The organism is Posidoniimonas corsicana, assembly GCF_007859765.1.
Classification (GTDB): domain Bacteria; phylum Planctomycetota; class Planctomycetia; order Pirellulales; family Lacipirellulaceae; genus Posidoniimonas; species Posidoniimonas corsicana.
Window position 1 is genome coordinate 2807880 of the sequence record NZ_SIHJ01000001.1, and the last position, 13928, is coordinate 2821807.

Consider the following 13928-nt stretch of genomic DNA (forward strand, 5'->3'; position numbering starts at 1 on the left):
GGTCGCGGGCGACCCGCCGGCGGGGGCGGGGTCGCTCGCGTATTGTCTCGCGCCGGGGTCGGCCTGTCACCGCCAACTGGCTACAGGGTTCCGCAGCGGCGGCGTTCGGACGCCCGACGCGGACGCCAAGCAGTAAGGACCGTGCGCCCCGTCCGCGGGTTCGCCGTGCTAGACGTGATCGTCCTGCAGCTCGTGGGCCCGCTGCGCAAGCAGCTTCTTGCGGTACTTGGCCTGGACGATGTCGATCGCCAGCAGCACCGCCAGCGTGAAGTAGAAGGTGGACTTCGCCATCGGCTCCACGTGGTAGGAGAACAGCGTCAGGTGGGCCAGATGACCGCCCTCGCCCAGCAGCATCACGCCGACGATGAACAGCACAAACAGGCCGAGCACCTCGTACATGCGGTTCTTCTTGAGGAACTCCGAGACGGTGTCCGCCAGGTAGATCATCAGCACGCCCGACGCGACCACGGCCACGGCCATCAGCCAGAACGCGGGCCCGCGGCTGAAGTGGCTGGTGAGCGCCATCGCCGACAGGATGGAGTCGAAGGAGAACACCAGGTTCATGATGACGATCATGGTCACCACCATGCCGACCGGCTTGGTGGGCTGGCCCTCGGCGCCGTGCTCGATGTGCTCCACCGCCAGCAGGTGCAGCACCTCCTTGACCGCGGTGTAGAGGATGAACGCGCCGCCGAACAGCGTGATCAGGCTGTGCAGCGTGAAGTCGCCAAAGAAGATGTAGGACGAACCGCCCGGTCGGTCGCCGCCGTGCTCGTCGTGGGCCGCCTTGCCGGCGGAGGTCACCGGGCCCTCGGCGCCAACGGGCGAGAGCGGCTCGGGCGCGGGCGCCGGGTCCGACTCGGCCGCCATCTCGCTGGCGAACGGGTTTGGGATTGCCAGCTTGAAGAGCGGCTCCTTGACCTTGTCGATCAGCAGCATGATCACCAGCAGCAGCACGATCCGCAGCCCGATCGCCAACACGATCCCCACCCGCCGCACCCACGACTGCTGGTCCTCCGGCGCCCGCTTCGACTCGATCGAGATGTACAGCAGGTTGTCGAACCCCAGCACCGCCTGCAGCAGCACCAGCATCACCAGGGTTGTGAGGCCTTGGATGGAGAAGAATTCTTGCATCGGACGTCTTGCGGGGTCGCAGAACTCGGGAATACTACGGACTTCAAGAGGTTAACGAATGCCGGCCGAGCTGGCGAGCCGAGCCTCGCCCCGCGCGACCGAGCAACGGCCCGCCCGCCGCCTACTCATCTCGGAGCACGCATGGAAATCTCGATCGCCGATCTGTGGCTGCCAATCCTGCTGTCGGGCGTCGCGACGCACATCGCCAGCACGATCGCGTGGACGGTGCTGCCGCACCACAAGCCGGAGTTCAAGAGCCTGGGCGAGACCGAGGACAAGCTCCTCGCGTTGCTCCAGGCAGACCAGGTGGCGCCGGGGCAGTACCCGGCGCCCTACTGCGCGGACATGAAGGAGGCCGCCGAGCCGGCGTTCCAGGAGAAGCAGAAACGCTGCAGCCTGTTCCTGACCGTGTACGAGCGGCCGCTCAACATGCCGGCGGCGATCGGCAAGACGCTCGCGTTCTTCCTGGTGGCCGCAACGGTCATTGGCTACCTGGCTTCGATTGGCCTGCCACGCGGAGCGGGCTTCGTTCACGTCTTCCGGTTTGTCGCGACCGCCGGGCTGCTGACGCACTGCTTCGCGAAGTTCCCCAGCGTCTTCTGGTTCCCCCAGAAGGTGGCGATGTCGCTGCTGGACGGCGTCGTGTACGCCGTCCTCACGGGCCTGGTCTTCGCCGGGCTGTGGCCCGCGGCCGGGCAGGCCGCCGCGCTAGCGCGGGCGTGGCTTGGCGCATAGAAAAAGCCGGCCGCCTGGGTTCGCATCCGTGCGCAGGCGGCCGGCTTGGGCGTGCGTCCCTGCACGCCGTTTCTCGCTGTCCGACTAGTACGGGCAGTTCGGGCTGTAGGCGCCCGGGCCGATGCTAGGCGGGTTGGCCATCAGGAAGTCCCGCGGGCCACGCGTGGTGTAGTACGGGTAGGCGACCTGGGCGGCGGCCGGTCCCGGATTGAAGTTGTAGGACGCGTCGGTCTGGGCGCAGTCCAGCACGCCGCTGACCGCCTTGTTGATCAGCCCGTTGCCGTTGCAGCAGCCGCAGCCGCCACAACCGCCGTTGCAGCCGCGTCCGCCGCGGCACGCGCCGCAACCACCGGCCGAGCAGCCGCCGGCGCCGCACTCCGAGCCGCAGCAGTCGCCGCAGCCCATGCCGCAGGAACCGCCGCACTCGTACCCGCACCGCTGGAACAGGCCGGTCTCGGGCACCTGGACGGTGCTGGCCAGTCCGGGCGACTGGACCGGGCCGGAGCGGAAGATCGTCGGACGCGGCGCGCGTTGCGACTGGGTGATGTGCGACGGCATGGCCTGGTTCTGCTGGCCCAGGCCGCCGATGGACTGGCAGCCGACGCTCGGGATCAAGAGCGCAGCCGCCACCAAGGCGTACAGAGTCTTCATGGTTTTCCCCCCTATGGAACCACCGCTGAACTGATTTCGCTGCCCGCACGCGCAATGAGCGCGCCGGACCGCGGCGGGTATCTGTGGTTGGAGTATCGGCGGTACAATCGGAGGAATTGAACCTTTCGGCACATCCCGTGCGACCCGCCGAGCAGCGGGCGCCGCGTCGCGAACCTATGGTCGACCGCCCCCGCCTCAAGACGCCGTTCGACACGCCGCCCCGCGCGGCCGCTCCACCGCCCGACGAGGCGGCCGCCGGCCCGCCGTCCGCACCGCCTGCGCCGCTCAGCCCGCTGCAGTTCCGCCTGAGCGCCGTGTTCTCGGCGTTGTTCGTCGTGTCGGTCGCGACCGCCGGCTACACCATCATGCGGCGGTACGGGCAGGCCCAGACGCTGTCGTTCGTGCTAGCACTGCTGCTGGCGGTGCTGCTGCTCGCGCTCGGACTGCTGGCGGCGTACCTGTACCGGCGCCGCGGCGGGCGGGCGCCGGCCTTCACCACGCGGGGGTTCTTCGCGCTGACGTTCCTGCTGGCCGCCGCTGCGGCCGGCTACGGCGGCATGGCCAAGCAGGGGGAGAGCCACGCGTTCTACGTCACGATGACGCTGATGACGCCGCTGGTGGTGCTGGTCGCCGCCGCCGCCGCCCGGCAGCTCGCCAAGCGGCGACGCCGACCCCCGCCGACCGACGCCAGCCCCTTCGACAGCTAGCAGCCGCCGCCGCGACGGGCGGGCGGTCGATCTTCCTCCGCGGGGGGGCATCTGTTAGAACGCCCCGGCTCAATTTCGCGCCGAGGCTTCCCCCAAGCACGCCCGCTGGACCCGCACCAAGTAAGCTAGCATGAGTAACTTCTCCCGAGCGCTCCGGATCGCGCTCCGTCTGCGGGTGAATGTCGCGGCCTGTATCGCCACCAGCCTGATGGTGGCCGCGTTGTGGGCGCTGAACCTGGCCGCCGTCTGGCCGATTGTCGACGCGGTGATGCAGAACATGTCGGTCCCGCAGTGGATCGACGCGCAGGTCGCAGAGATCAACCAGGAGATCAACGCCCACGAGGTTGAACTCCAGAACCTCGAGAGCCAGGCCGCTGCGGCGGCGCCCGAGGAGCAGGAGTCGCTGAACTGGCGGCTCGCCCAGGCCGACGAACGCCTGGCCACCGACCACGCGCGGCTGGCCCGCGTCGAGTGGGTCCGCCCCTACGCCGAGATGCTGCCCGACACACCGTTTGAGACCCTCGGCGTGGTGTGCGCGGCGGTGCTGGTCGGCACGCTGGTCAAGAACTTCTTCCGCGTGCTGAACATCGTGCTGGTGGTGCGGCTGGGCGCCCGGTCGGCGCTGGAGCTCCGCAACGAGTTCTACCGCCGGGTGCTGCGGCTCGACATGGCCGACTTCAGCGACAGCGGCCGCGGCGACCTGATGACCCGCTGCACGTCGGACCTCGAGGCGTTGCAGATCGGCATCCAGTCGGTCTTCGGCGAGGCGCTCCGCGAGCCGCTCAAGATGATCGCGTGCTTCATCGGCGCCGCGTTCATCAGCTGGCGGCTGCTGCTGCTGACGATCATCGTCGTGCCGATCGCCGGGGTGGCGATCAGCTGGCTCTCCAAGGCGCTCAAGCGGGCCAACCGCCGCGCGATGGAGGATCTGTCCAGCATCTACGAGACCCTCACCGAGACCCTCGGCTCGATCCGCGTCATCAAGGCGTTCACCAACGAGCCCGCCGAGCGGGCGCGGTTCGGCGCGTCGGCCCGCACCTTCTACGGGCGGCAGATGAAGATCGCGTGGTACGGCTCGCTGGTGAGCCCCGTGACCGAGAACCTGGGCGTGGCGATGGTGGTGCTGGCCGCGATGTCCGGCGGCTACCTGGTGCTCAACGAGCAGACCAGCCTGCTGGGACTTCCGATCAGCGACGCGCCGCTCACCCACGGGCAGATGAGCATGTTCTTCGCGATGCTCATCGGCATGAGCGACCCGGCGCGGCGGCTGTCCAATGTGTTCAACTCCATCCAGCGCGCCAGCGCGTCGGCCGACCGGATCTACCAGGTGCTGGACCGCGAGCCGCGGATTCTCGACCCGCCCAACCCGCAGCCGCTGAAGTCGCCGGTTGGGGTGATCGACTTCCAGGACGTGTGCTTCCGGTACGACCCGGCCAAGCCGGTGCTGACCAACGTGAATCTTACCGTGCGCCGCGGCGAGACCATCGCCATCGTCGGCCCAAACGGCTGCGGCAAGAGCACGCTGCTGAACCTGCTGCCCCGCTTCTACGATGTCGACGCCGGGTCGATCTCCCTCGACGGGGTCGACCTGCGGGACGTGCGGATCCGCGAGCTCCGCAAGCGGATTGGCATCGTGTCGCAGCAGGCGGTGGTGTTCAATGACACCGTCGCGGCCAACATCAGCTACGGCGCCCCGTCCGCGACTCAGGAGCAGATCGAGGAGGCCGCCCGCCAGGCCTACGCCCACGGCTTCATCACCAACAAGCTGGCCCACGGCTACGACACCGTCATCGGCCCCGGCGGCAACCGGCTGTCGGGCGGGCAGCGGCAGCGGATCACCCTCGCCCGGGCGATCCTCCGCAACCCGGAGATCATGATCCTCGACGAGGCCACCAGCCAGATCGACGTCGAGAGCGAACGGCTGATCCACCAGGCGCTGGACAAGTTCATCCGCACCCGCACCACGTTCCTCATCACGCACCGCCCCAGCACGCTGACGCTGGCCGACCGCGTGGTGGTGATGGACCGCGGCCGCATCGACGACATCGGCACGCCCGACGAGCTGCTCTCCCGCAACGAACTCTTCCGCAGCTTCTGCCACGTGAGCTACCGCGAGAGCGCCTGACCGAAGCATGGCCCGCCGGGTGCTCACCGACGCCGCGAACGGACTGGCGCGCGTTGTTGCGTTGGCGGGGCTGTTCTCGATCCTGCTGACCGCCTGCGGCCAGCTCCTGGGCCGGCTCTGGTGGCCACTTGAGCTCCCCTGCCACTTCACGGCCTACTACGCAGCGGCGTTGCTGATCGCGACTCCGCTGTTTCTCCTGCCGGGCCCGCACCGCCGCCGGCGGCTTGGCGTCGCAGCGGCCGTGGCGTTGGTGCTCAACGTGTGGCTGCTGTCGCCCTATCTGCTGCCGGCCGGCGTTCCCTCGAGGGACCAACTCACGGTGCGGGTGATGACGCTCAACGTGCTGACCAGCAACCAGCGGCACGATGACGTGCTGCGGCTGGTCGAGCAGGTAGACCCGGACGTGCTGGCGCTCATCGAGGTCGACCGTAGCTGGATGGCGGACCTGGCGCCGCTGTTCGCCAAGTTCCCGACCGCCAAGACCCTGCCGCGCAGCGACAACTTCGGCGTGGCGCTGTTCAGCAAACTGCCGACCGAGAGCCTGGAAGTGATCGAGCTCGCCAACTCGGAAGTCCCGTCGATCCGCGCGACGCTGTTGTTCGAGGGGCAGCCCATCACGGTGCTGGCGACGCACCCGCTGCCTCCGATCGGCGCCGAGAACGCCCGGCTTCGCAACGATCACCTTGCGGCGATCGCCGAATGGTCGCTCAGTACGCCGGGCGAGCAGGTGGTGGTGGGCGACTTAAACGTTACGCCGTGGTCGCCCTACTTCCGTTCGCTCTTGAACGCCAGCCGATTGAACGACAGCGCAACCGGCCGTTGGCTGCGCACGACTTGGCGGGTAGGGCGCAACCTGATCGGTATCCCTATCGACCACGCCCTCCATACAGATGGCCTGAAAGTGGTAGATCGGCAGATCGGTCCGGACGTGGGCTCTGATCACCGCGCCGTGATCGTGGAGTTTGTCTCCCAGAAGTGACGTGAGCACTGCTGCACTACAGGAAGTCACTGTCGGCAATGATGATCCGTGGGTTTGGCGAGTTCGACTTACGCTCGTTCGGGGTCATCAGCGCCCGCACGACGTTGAAGTCGATGCCTTGTTGCAGAAACAGCCCCCTCCCGCCGGCAAATGCCACATTCACCCCGCCCGGGTGGTTGCTACTGGGGCGGGCGTTGAGGGCCTGGGTCCGCGCCCAATCGATCCCGGTGTTCCGGTCAAAAGTGAGCTTGGTCACCATCTCAATCGGAATACACTTATTGCCGGTGCACTCGACATCCTCGTCATTGATGTAGGCGTTGGTTGACAGCGACGGGCTCCATAAGAAAAGGGGCGACCACTGCCAATCTAATTGTTCCTCCACGTGCTTGAAGTCGATTCGACCGACCTGCGTGCTGTGCGGCTTGAACGCCGACCACCCGAGCATATCGAAGCGGGAAGCGCTCAAGTTTTCAGAGTACACGAGTGTGTACTCACGACCGTCCCGCCAGTGGCCGTCCAGCATGGCGCGGTTGGGGTCGAAAGCGCGATTCAGAAACGGTCCGTTGGCGCTCCGCTGCTGCAGTGCCGACCCAATCATCCCTCCGTTCGCAACGTAGCTGTTAGCGGCGTTCGCGCGGGATTTCACGTCGTCACTTGGGCAGAGCATGACGTCAAAGAACGCGTCGGGGGCGGCGCCCTCTGCGTACAGGTCGTGGAGTTGGTGGTACTCAAGGTCGGGCAGGATCACCACCGCCCAGGTGCTGAACATCTCGCCGTTGGCTGAGCTGAGCCCGTTCTCCGCAAGGCGTTCGAATCCGCCGGGCCACCGTTTCATCCGCATCTCGTACTGCTGCGTCGCAAGTGTTATCTGCCGCATGCTGTTCAGGCACGTGCTCCGCCGACCCGCCTCGCGGGCGCTCTGAACCGCCGGCAGTAGTAACGCGATCAGCGTGCCGATGATCGCGATCACGACGAGCAACTCGACCAGCGTGAATCCCCTCGTTCTGTGCGCGCGCATTCCTTGTCCTTCTCCGTTCCGGGTTGCGGTGTTCCGACCGTGCAAGTGAATCGGTGGAGGACGCGGATGTATTGCACCCGATGGAAGATTAATCGTTCGCTAACACAGGCCGGACGGCGTCTCGGATTCGCGCGGAGAAACGTTGGTCCGGCGCAGCCGCGTCAGCGGTGTTGACGCCGCCGACTCCTGATGACACGTGATCCTTGTTCAGCAGGCGCGCGTGATTGGGCGGTTCGGGTCGGCCACCGGTCGCGCCGCAAAGTTGGCAAGCGCATGACTTTGGGCCGAATGGGCGATCGGCGAGTTCGCGTCGCCCCTGAGCTGCCAACGACCGCGAACCGCGGCGGAAGAATTGCGTCGCGCACATGCGAGAAAAAAGGTACGCTTTAGCGCCGGTTGCCGGCCCCGGAGCCGGCAAGTATACCGCTATTAAGGGGCGGCGATTGCCGTCCCAAGTAGGGCCGTTGCCCGCCGTCAATGACGCGGGCCAACCGACCCTGGTCCTTCAAGCTGTGGAAAGAGGGCTCCCATGAGCATCGACGATTTCTTTGCGAACCTGTGGGCGGACTACATCGCGTCGACCCCCCAGGCGGAGAAGATCAAGCAGGCGTTTGAGGCGAAGGGCGAGCGCGTGGTTAACGACCACGTCGCGTTCCGCACGCTCGCGCTCGAGCCGATCCGCCTGAAGGCGCTCGAGCCGCACCTGCTGGCCGTGGGCTACACGCCGTACGAGCCGTACGACTTCGCCGCCAAGAAGCTGTCGGCCTACGGCTACCTCCCGCCGGGCCCGGAGCTGCCGCGGGTGTTCCTGTCGGAGCTGCGGGTGGACGAGCTGTCCGACGCGTCGGCCAAGATCCTCCGCGGCCTGGCCGAGCAGGTCGACGCCGAGAAGGTGAAGGATCCCAGCATCCTGTGGTCGGGCCGGCTGTGGGACCCGGTGAGCTGGGACGACTACCAAACGCTGCTGGCCGAGAGCGAGTACGCGGCCTGGATGGCCACCATCGGCATCCGCCCCAACCACTTCACCATCAGCGTGAACTACCTGGAGCAGCACCCCGAGGTGGAGGACGTGCTCCGCACGGTCGAGGGCCTGGGGTACCAGGTCAACGACTCGGGCGGCCGCGTGAAGGGCTCGCCCGAAGTGCTGCTCGAGCAGGGGTCGACCATGGCCGACCGGATGAAGGTCCCGTTCGCCGACGGCCAGGAGCGGGAGGTGCCGACCTGCTACTACGAGTTCGCCAAACGCTACAAGACGCCCTCCGGCGAGCTGTACCCCGGCTTCGTCGCGCAGAGCGCGGACAAGATCTTCGAGTCCACCAACGTCGGCAAGAGCGGTTCGTAGCGCACCGCTGATGGACGCACGGAGATACCTCCGCGCCCCGGGCTGAAGAGTGTCCCGCTAGAGGCCCACCCCGCGGCCGCCGCCGCGGGGTTGGCCCCGATTACAGGCGGCAGGCTGATAGAATCCGCACGCAGAACTAAGCAAGAGAACGAGAGCAACGCTATGAGTGAGTCCAAGCACCCGGTCACGATCCTGGGCGCCGGTAAGATTGGCTGCGGCATCGCCCGCATCCTGCACACGTCGGGCCGCTACGAGGTGTTCGTGGCGGACATCGCGCCCGACGCGCTCGAGCGGCTGAAGGCCGAGACTCCGGTCGCGACCGGCGTGCTGGACGTCAACAACCACTCCGACCTGGTCGCCACGCTCAAGGCGCACGGCTCGGTCCTCTCCGCCCTGCCCTTCGACCAGAACGTCAAGGTGGCCCAGGCGGCGCTCGAGGCGGGGGTCAGCTACTTCGACCTGACGGAGGACGTCGCCACCACGCAGGCGATACGGGACATCGCCGGCGAGGCGGCCGAGGGGCAGATCTTCATGCCGCAGTGCGGGCTGGCGCCGGGCTACATCGGCATCATCGCCCACGACCTCTGCCAGCGGTTCGACCGGCTGGACCGCGTGATGCTGCGGGTGGGGGCGCTGCCGCTCTACCCTACCAACATGCTCAAGTACAACCTGACCTGGTCCATCGACGGCCTGATCAACGAGTACTGCAACCCCTGCGAGGCGATCTACGGCGGCGAGCCGAGCGACCTACAGCCGCTGGAGGGCCTGGAGCACTTCGCGCTGGACGGCGTCGACTACGAGGCGTTCAACACCTCCGGCGGGCTCGGCACGCTGTGCGAGACCCTGTCCGGCAAGGTCAAGACGCTCGACTACAAGACCGTCCGCTACGCCGGGCACCGCGACCTGATGATGTTCCTGCTGCACGGCCTGCGGATGATCGATCGCCGCGAGCTGCTCAAGGAGCTGATGGAGGACGCCATCCCCTGCACCAACCAGGACGTGGTGCTGATCTTCAGCACGGTCACCGGCTGGCGCAACAACCGTTTCGAGCAGATCGCCTACGCCCGCAAGGTCTACCACGGGGAGCTGTGCGGCCAGGAGGCGAGCTCCATCCAGATCACGACCGCCTCGAGCGCGTGCGTGGTGGTCGACCTGCACTTCGGCGGCAAGCTGCCCAGCAAGGGCTTCGTGCGTCAGGAGGACGTGAAGCTGTCCGACTTCGAGGCGAACGAGTTCGGCAAGCCCTACGCGACCGCCAAGACCGTGACCGCGCCCACCACTCCACAGCCGCTGGCCTCGTAGCCAACGGCCCTTAGCGACTCGGCGCGTTAGAATACCAGAACCCCTACCCGAAGACGGAACTGCAAGGCGAATCCATGGATATCCCTGCTCAACTGCTCCCCCACCAAATCCACGGCTGCTACCCCGGGGTCGCGATCGGCGGCAAGTACGAGCTGGGCGGAGGCGACAAGTTCTCGCCGGCATCGCCGGTCAACGGTGAGGCGGTTTGCCAGAGCGGCGCCGCCACCGCGGCCGATGTCGACGCGGCGGTGGCCACCGCGCACGGCGCGTTCAAGGCCTGGCGGACCGTTCCCGCGCCCGTCCGTGGCGAGCTGGTCCGCCGCATCGGCGACGAGGTCCGCAAGAACAAGTCCGAGCTCGCTAAGCTGATCACCCTCGAGGCGGGCAAGATCCCCGCCGAGGCCGAGGGCGAGATCCAGGAGTGGATCGACGTGTGCGATTTCGCTGTGGGCCTGTCGCGTCAGCTGTACGGGCTCACGATCGCCAGCGAGCGGCCGGAGCACCAGCTCATCGAGCAGTGGCACCCGCTGGGCGTAGTCGGCGTGATCTCCGCGTTCAACTTCCCGTGCGCCGTGTGGGCGTGGAACTCGATGATCGGCCTGGTGTGCGGCGACCCCATCGTGTGGAAGCCGTCGGAGCAGACGCCGCTCATCTCGCTGGCGTGCCACGAGATGGTGGTCCGCGCCGCCAAGACCATGGACGAAGCGCCCGACGCGTTGTCGTGCGTGGTGCAGGGCAAGGCCGACGCCGGCGAGGCGCTCGCCAAGTCTGCCGACGTGCCGTTGGTGTCCGCGACCGGCTCGATCCCGATGGGCCGGGCCGTCGCCCAGACGGTGGCCGCCCGGCTGGGCCGCTGCCTGCTGGAGCTGTCGGGCAACAACGCGATGATCGTCACTGAGACCGCCGACCTCGAGCTGGCCGTGCGGGCGATTGTGTTCGCCGCGGTGGGCACCGCGGGGCAGCGCTGCACCAGCCTGCGGCGGCTGATCGTGCACCCGGACATCATCGACAAGCTGGCCGACCGGCTGGTCAAGGCGTACGCCACGCTGCCGATCGGCGACCCGTCGAAGGAAGGGACGCTCGTCGGCCCGCTGGTTGGCAAGCCGTCAATGGAGAAGTTCCTGGCCAGCATCAAGGCCGCCCAGGCCCAGGGCGGCGAGCTGCTGTGCGGTGGCGAGCAGGTCACCGACGGCGTGCCGGGCGGGTGCTACGTGAAGCCGGCCCTGATCCGCATGCCGGAGCAGACCGACGTGATGCGGGAGGAGACCTTCGCTCCGCTCACGTATCTCACGACCTACGACTCGCTGGAGCACGCCATCGAGCTGCAGAACGGCGTCGCACAGGGCCTGTCGTCTGCCATCTTTACGTCGGACGTCCGCGAGGCGGGCCGGTTCCTCAGCCCGGCCGGCAGCGACTGCGGCATCGCCAACGTGAACATCGGCACCAGCGGCGCCGAGATCGGCGGCGCCTTCGGCGGCGAGAAGGAGACCGGCGGCGGACGCGAGTCGGGTTCCGACTCGTGGAAGCAGTACATGCGCCGCAGCACCAACACCATCAACTACGGCTCGGCCCTGCCGCTAGCCCAGGGCATCAAATTCGACGTGTAGCGTGAACCCGTCGCATAGCGTAGCTTGTCCTGCGGCTGTTCCAATACAAGCCGCGGAGCCAATCTATGCCGACCGACCCTGCCCGTGAGTTCACCATCGCCGCCGAGCCCAGTCTCTCGGCCGACGAATTCGTCGACGTGCTGCGGCGTTCGACGCTGGCCGAGCGCCGGCCCGTGGACAACGCGGACCAGATCGCCGGGATGCTGGCCCACGCCCACGTGGTGCTCACCGCCCGCACGCCCGAGGGGGCGCTGGTGGGTGTCAGCCGCGCGATCACCGACTTCCACTACTGCACGTACCTGTCGGACCTGGCCGTCGATGTCGACTACCAAGGGCGCGGCGTCGGCCGGCGGCTGATTGAGGAAACGCACGCCGTGGCCGGGCGGCAGACCACGCTCATCCTGCTCTCCGCGCCGGCGGCCCGCGGGTACTACCCCCACATCGGCATGGAGCAGCACGACTCCTGCTGGATCATCCGGCCGACTGCAAGTTGATGGGGGCGGCCGGACCGCTCAGCCCGCTCCTTGCGAATCGAGCCACTCGCTGATGTGCTCCTCCAGCACGTCCAGCGGCACGGCGCCGGTCTCGAGCACGGCGTCGTGGAACGCGCGGACGTCGAAATCTTTGCCCAGCCGCTCCTCCGCCTCGGCGCGGAGGTCGCGGATCTTCAGCTCGCCGATCTTGTAGCCCAGCGCCTGGCCCGGCCAGCCGATGTAGCGGTCGACCTCCGCACGGATGTTGTGCTCCGACAGCGCCGAATTCTGCGACATGAACTCGATGGCCCGCTGCCGCGTCCAGCCCTGGAAGTGCATGCCGGTGTCGATCACCAGCCGGCAGGCGCGCCACATCTCCATCGACAACCGACCGAAGTCGCTGTAGGGGTCCTGGTAGCAGTCGATCTCCTTGCCCAGCCTTTCGGCGTAGAGCGCCCAGCCCTCGACGTACGCGGTGAACCCGCTGTACTTGCGGAAGTTGGGCAGGCCCTCCATCTCCTGCTGCAGGGCGATCTGCAGGTGGTGCCCGGGCACGGCCTCGTGCAGCGAGAGCGCCTCGAGCGCGTACAGCGGGCGGCTCGGCAGGTTGTAGGTGTTCAGGCAGAAGAAACCCGCTTGGGCGCCGTCGCCGGCCGGGGGCTGGTAGTATGCGCAGGTCGTCTTGGGCGCGATGTAGCTGGGGATCTCACGCAGCCCGTACGGCGTGCGGGGCAGCCTGCCGAACAGCTTGGGCAGCTGCCCGTCGATCTTCTTGAGTAGGTACGAACACTCCGCCAGCAGCTCCTTGGGCGTCTTGGCGTAGTACTGCGGGTCCGTCCGCAGGTGCTCGAAGAACGCCTGCAGGTCGCCTTCGAACTCAACCTGCTGGACGATCGCCTCCATTTCGCCACGGATGCGGGCGACCTCCGACAGCCCACGCTGGTGGACTTCCTCGGGCGTGAGGTCGAGGGTTGTGAACCGCCGCACGCGGTGGCGGTAGAAGTCCCGCCCGTCCGGCAGCGCCGACGCGCCGATGTTGGTGCGGCAGTTCGGCACGTACTCGTCCGCCATGAACCGCTTGAAGCGGGCGTACGCTGGTGATACTACCTGGGCGATCGCGTCGCTGCCCGCGGCCGCGAGCCGCTCTTTGTCCTCGGCGGAGAACGTGTTGGGGAACTCCTTGAAGGGCCCGAACAGCAGGCTCTCCTCGGGGTCGTCGACGATGTGCGGGTCGACCGACTCCTCCCAGCCCTCGAGGATGACTGCGGGCATCGTCACGCCGCGCCGCACGCCCTCGCGCATCAGCTCGATGTTGCCGTCGGCCTGTGCGCCGAACGCCCGCAGCCGGGCGGTGTAGTTGTCGTAGTCCTGGACGGTCCTGAGCGGCACGTCGCGGGGCAGTTCGGGGAACTCGATGTGGAACCCGCCGCGGTTGCTGACCGGCGTGAGGTGTGACAGGAACCGGTGCTCCGCGATGTCATCGGTGAGTTGCCGCTTGAACAGGGCCAGGTTGATCCGGTCGAGCCCGCTGAGCGCGTCGGCGTCGATTGCCATCGCCCGATCGTGAAACTCCGCCCGGGCCTCGGTGCGCCGCTGCTCGTCCGCCAGCGAGACCTTGGTCAGCCGGTCGTTGTAGCGGTGGTCGCCGGTGTGTGTGGCGAACTCGGGATGCTCCTCCATGCCGAACTGCCACGCGTCGTCCAGCAGTTGCTGCAATTGCTGCGCTGGGTCCCCAAGAACCGGTGTGGGGGCGAGAATAAATAGTAGAACCGCCGCTCTGGCGATTGACGGCTGGCTGCTGCTGTACACTGTGCGAAGCCCCCTGTTGCTGAATCCCACGGCCCGGCGGCGTTTC

General features: G+C 67.4%; 12 protein-coding genes. 8 read left to right on the forward strand and 4 right to left on the reverse strand.

Annotated features, from left to right (window positions below; genetic code table 11):
* Positions 1–168: 168 nt before the first annotated feature.
* Positions 169–1134 (reverse strand): TerC family protein, encoded by a 966-nt coding sequence (locus KOR34_RS10750; protein WP_146564585.1) that lies wholly within the window; start codon positions 1132–1134, stop codon positions 169–171.
* A 141-nt stretch (positions 1135–1275) separates the two neighbouring features.
* Here KOR34_RS10750 and KOR34_RS10755 point away from each other — a divergent pair, with 141 nt between their 5' ends.
* Complete coding sequence (locus KOR34_RS10755) at positions 1276–1869, forward strand: hypothetical protein (protein ID WP_228714573.1); 594 nt, start codon at positions 1276–1278, stop codon at positions 1867–1869.
* Between the two features lie 84 nt (positions 1870–1953).
* Here the strand turns inward: KOR34_RS10755 and KOR34_RS27135 are convergent, their stop codons facing one another.
* A complete protein-coding gene (locus KOR34_RS27135) occupies positions 1954–2520 on the reverse strand; it encodes a hypothetical protein (RefSeq protein WP_228714574.1) in 567 nt (188 codons plus the stop codon).
* A 137-nt stretch (positions 2521–2657) separates the two neighbouring features.
* On the opposite strand from KOR34_RS27135, the gene KOR34_RS10765 reads away from it, so the two are divergent.
* The 3 genes from KOR34_RS10765 (at position 2658) to KOR34_RS10775 (ending at position 6331) form a co-directional block, all read left to right on the forward strand.
* Positions 2658–3227, forward strand: a complete 570-nt coding sequence (locus KOR34_RS10765; RefSeq protein WP_146564586.1) for a hypothetical protein — start codon at positions 2658–2660, stop codon at positions 3225–3227.
* Between the two features lie 130 nt (positions 3228–3357).
* Positions 3358–5352, forward strand: a complete 1995-nt coding sequence (locus KOR34_RS10770; protein ID WP_146564587.1) for an ABC transporter ATP-binding protein — start codon at positions 3358–3360, stop codon at positions 5350–5352.
* 7 nt (positions 5353–5359) lie between these two features.
* The gene (locus KOR34_RS10775; protein WP_146564588.1) at positions 5360–6331 is read left to right on the forward strand and encodes an endonuclease/exonuclease/phosphatase family protein; all 972 of its coding nucleotides are present in this window, start codon (positions 5360–5362) and stop codon (positions 6329–6331) included.
* Positions 6332–6347: 16 nt separating this feature from the next.
* Here KOR34_RS10775 and KOR34_RS10780 read toward each other — a convergent pair whose 3' ends face one another.
* On the reverse strand, positions 6348–7349 hold the full coding sequence (locus tag KOR34_RS10780; RefSeq protein ID WP_146564589.1) for a DUF1559 family PulG-like putative transporter: 1002 nt from the start codon (positions 7347–7349) through the stop codon (positions 6348–6350).
* Positions 7350–7878: 529 nt separating this feature from the next.
* Here KOR34_RS10780 and KOR34_RS10785 point away from each other — a divergent pair.
* From KOR34_RS10785 to KOR34_RS10800, 4 genes are all read left to right on the forward strand, one after another.
* Positions 7879–8691 (forward strand): DUF1338 domain-containing protein, encoded by an 813-nt coding sequence (locus tag KOR34_RS10785; protein WP_146564590.1) that lies wholly within the window; start codon positions 7879–7881, stop codon positions 8689–8691.
* A gap of 162 nt (positions 8692–8853) precedes the next feature.
* The gene (locus KOR34_RS10790; RefSeq protein ID WP_146564591.1) at positions 8854–9993 is read left to right on the forward strand and encodes a saccharopine dehydrogenase family protein; all 1140 of its coding nucleotides are present in this window, start codon (positions 8854–8856) and stop codon (positions 9991–9993) included.
* A 74-nt stretch (positions 9994–10067) separates the two neighbouring features.
* Positions 10068–11600 carry an L-piperidine-6-carboxylate dehydrogenase gene (amaB, locus tag KOR34_RS10795; RefSeq protein ID WP_146564592.1) on the forward strand — a complete coding sequence of 511 codons (1533 nt, stop codon included), beginning with the start codon at positions 10068–10070 and terminating at the stop codon, positions 11598–11600.
* 65 nt (positions 11601–11665) lie between these two features.
* Positions 11666–12094 (forward strand): GNAT family N-acetyltransferase, encoded by a 429-nt coding sequence (locus tag KOR34_RS10800; protein WP_146564593.1) that lies wholly within the window; start codon positions 11666–11668, stop codon positions 12092–12094.
* Between the two features lie 18 nt (positions 12095–12112).
* Here the strand turns inward: KOR34_RS10800 and KOR34_RS10805 are convergent, their stop codons facing one another.
* On the reverse strand, positions 12113–13789 hold the full coding sequence (locus KOR34_RS10805) for a DUF885 domain-containing protein (RefSeq protein WP_146564594.1): 1677 nt from the start codon (positions 13787–13789) through the stop codon (positions 12113–12115).
* Positions 13790–13928 lie beyond the last annotated feature (139 nt).

Bases quoted from the DNA above. Each gene is read 5' to 3' on its own strand.
- KOR34_RS10750 (WP_146564585.1), bottom strand. From the start codon at position 1,134: ATGCAAGAATTCTTCTCCATCCAAGGCCTCACAACCCTGGTGATGCTG.
- KOR34_RS10800 (WP_146564593.1), top strand. From the start codon at position 11,666: ATGCCGACCGACCCTGCCCGTGAGTTCACCATCGCCGCCGAGCCCAGT.
- KOR34_RS10790 (WP_146564591.1), top strand. From the start codon at position 8,854: ATGAGTGAGTCCAAGCACCCGGTCACGATCCTGGGCGCCGGTAAGATT.
- amaB (WP_146564592.1), top strand. From the start codon at position 10,068: ATGGATATCCCTGCTCAACTGCTCCCCCACCAAATCCACGGCTGCTAC.
- KOR34_RS10770 (WP_146564587.1), top strand. From the start codon at position 3,358: ATGAGTAACTTCTCCCGAGCGCTCCGGATCGCGCTCCGTCTGCGGGTG.
- KOR34_RS10755 (WP_228714573.1), top strand. From the start codon at position 1,276: ATGGAAATCTCGATCGCCGATCTGTGGCTGCCAATCCTGCTGTCGGGC.
- KOR34_RS10775 (WP_146564588.1), top strand. From the start codon at position 5,360: ATGGCCCGCCGGGTGCTCACCGACGCCGCGAACGGACTGGCGCGCGTT.
- KOR34_RS10780 (WP_146564589.1), bottom strand. From the start codon at position 7,349: ATGCGCGCGCACAGAACGAGGGGATTCACGCTGGTCGAGTTGCTCGTC.
- KOR34_RS10785 (WP_146564590.1), top strand. From the start codon at position 7,879: ATGAGCATCGACGATTTCTTTGCGAACCTGTGGGCGGACTACATCGCG.
- KOR34_RS27135 (WP_228714574.1), bottom strand. From the start codon at position 2,520: ATGAAGACTCTGTACGCCTTGGTGGCGGCTGCGCTCTTGATCCCGAGC.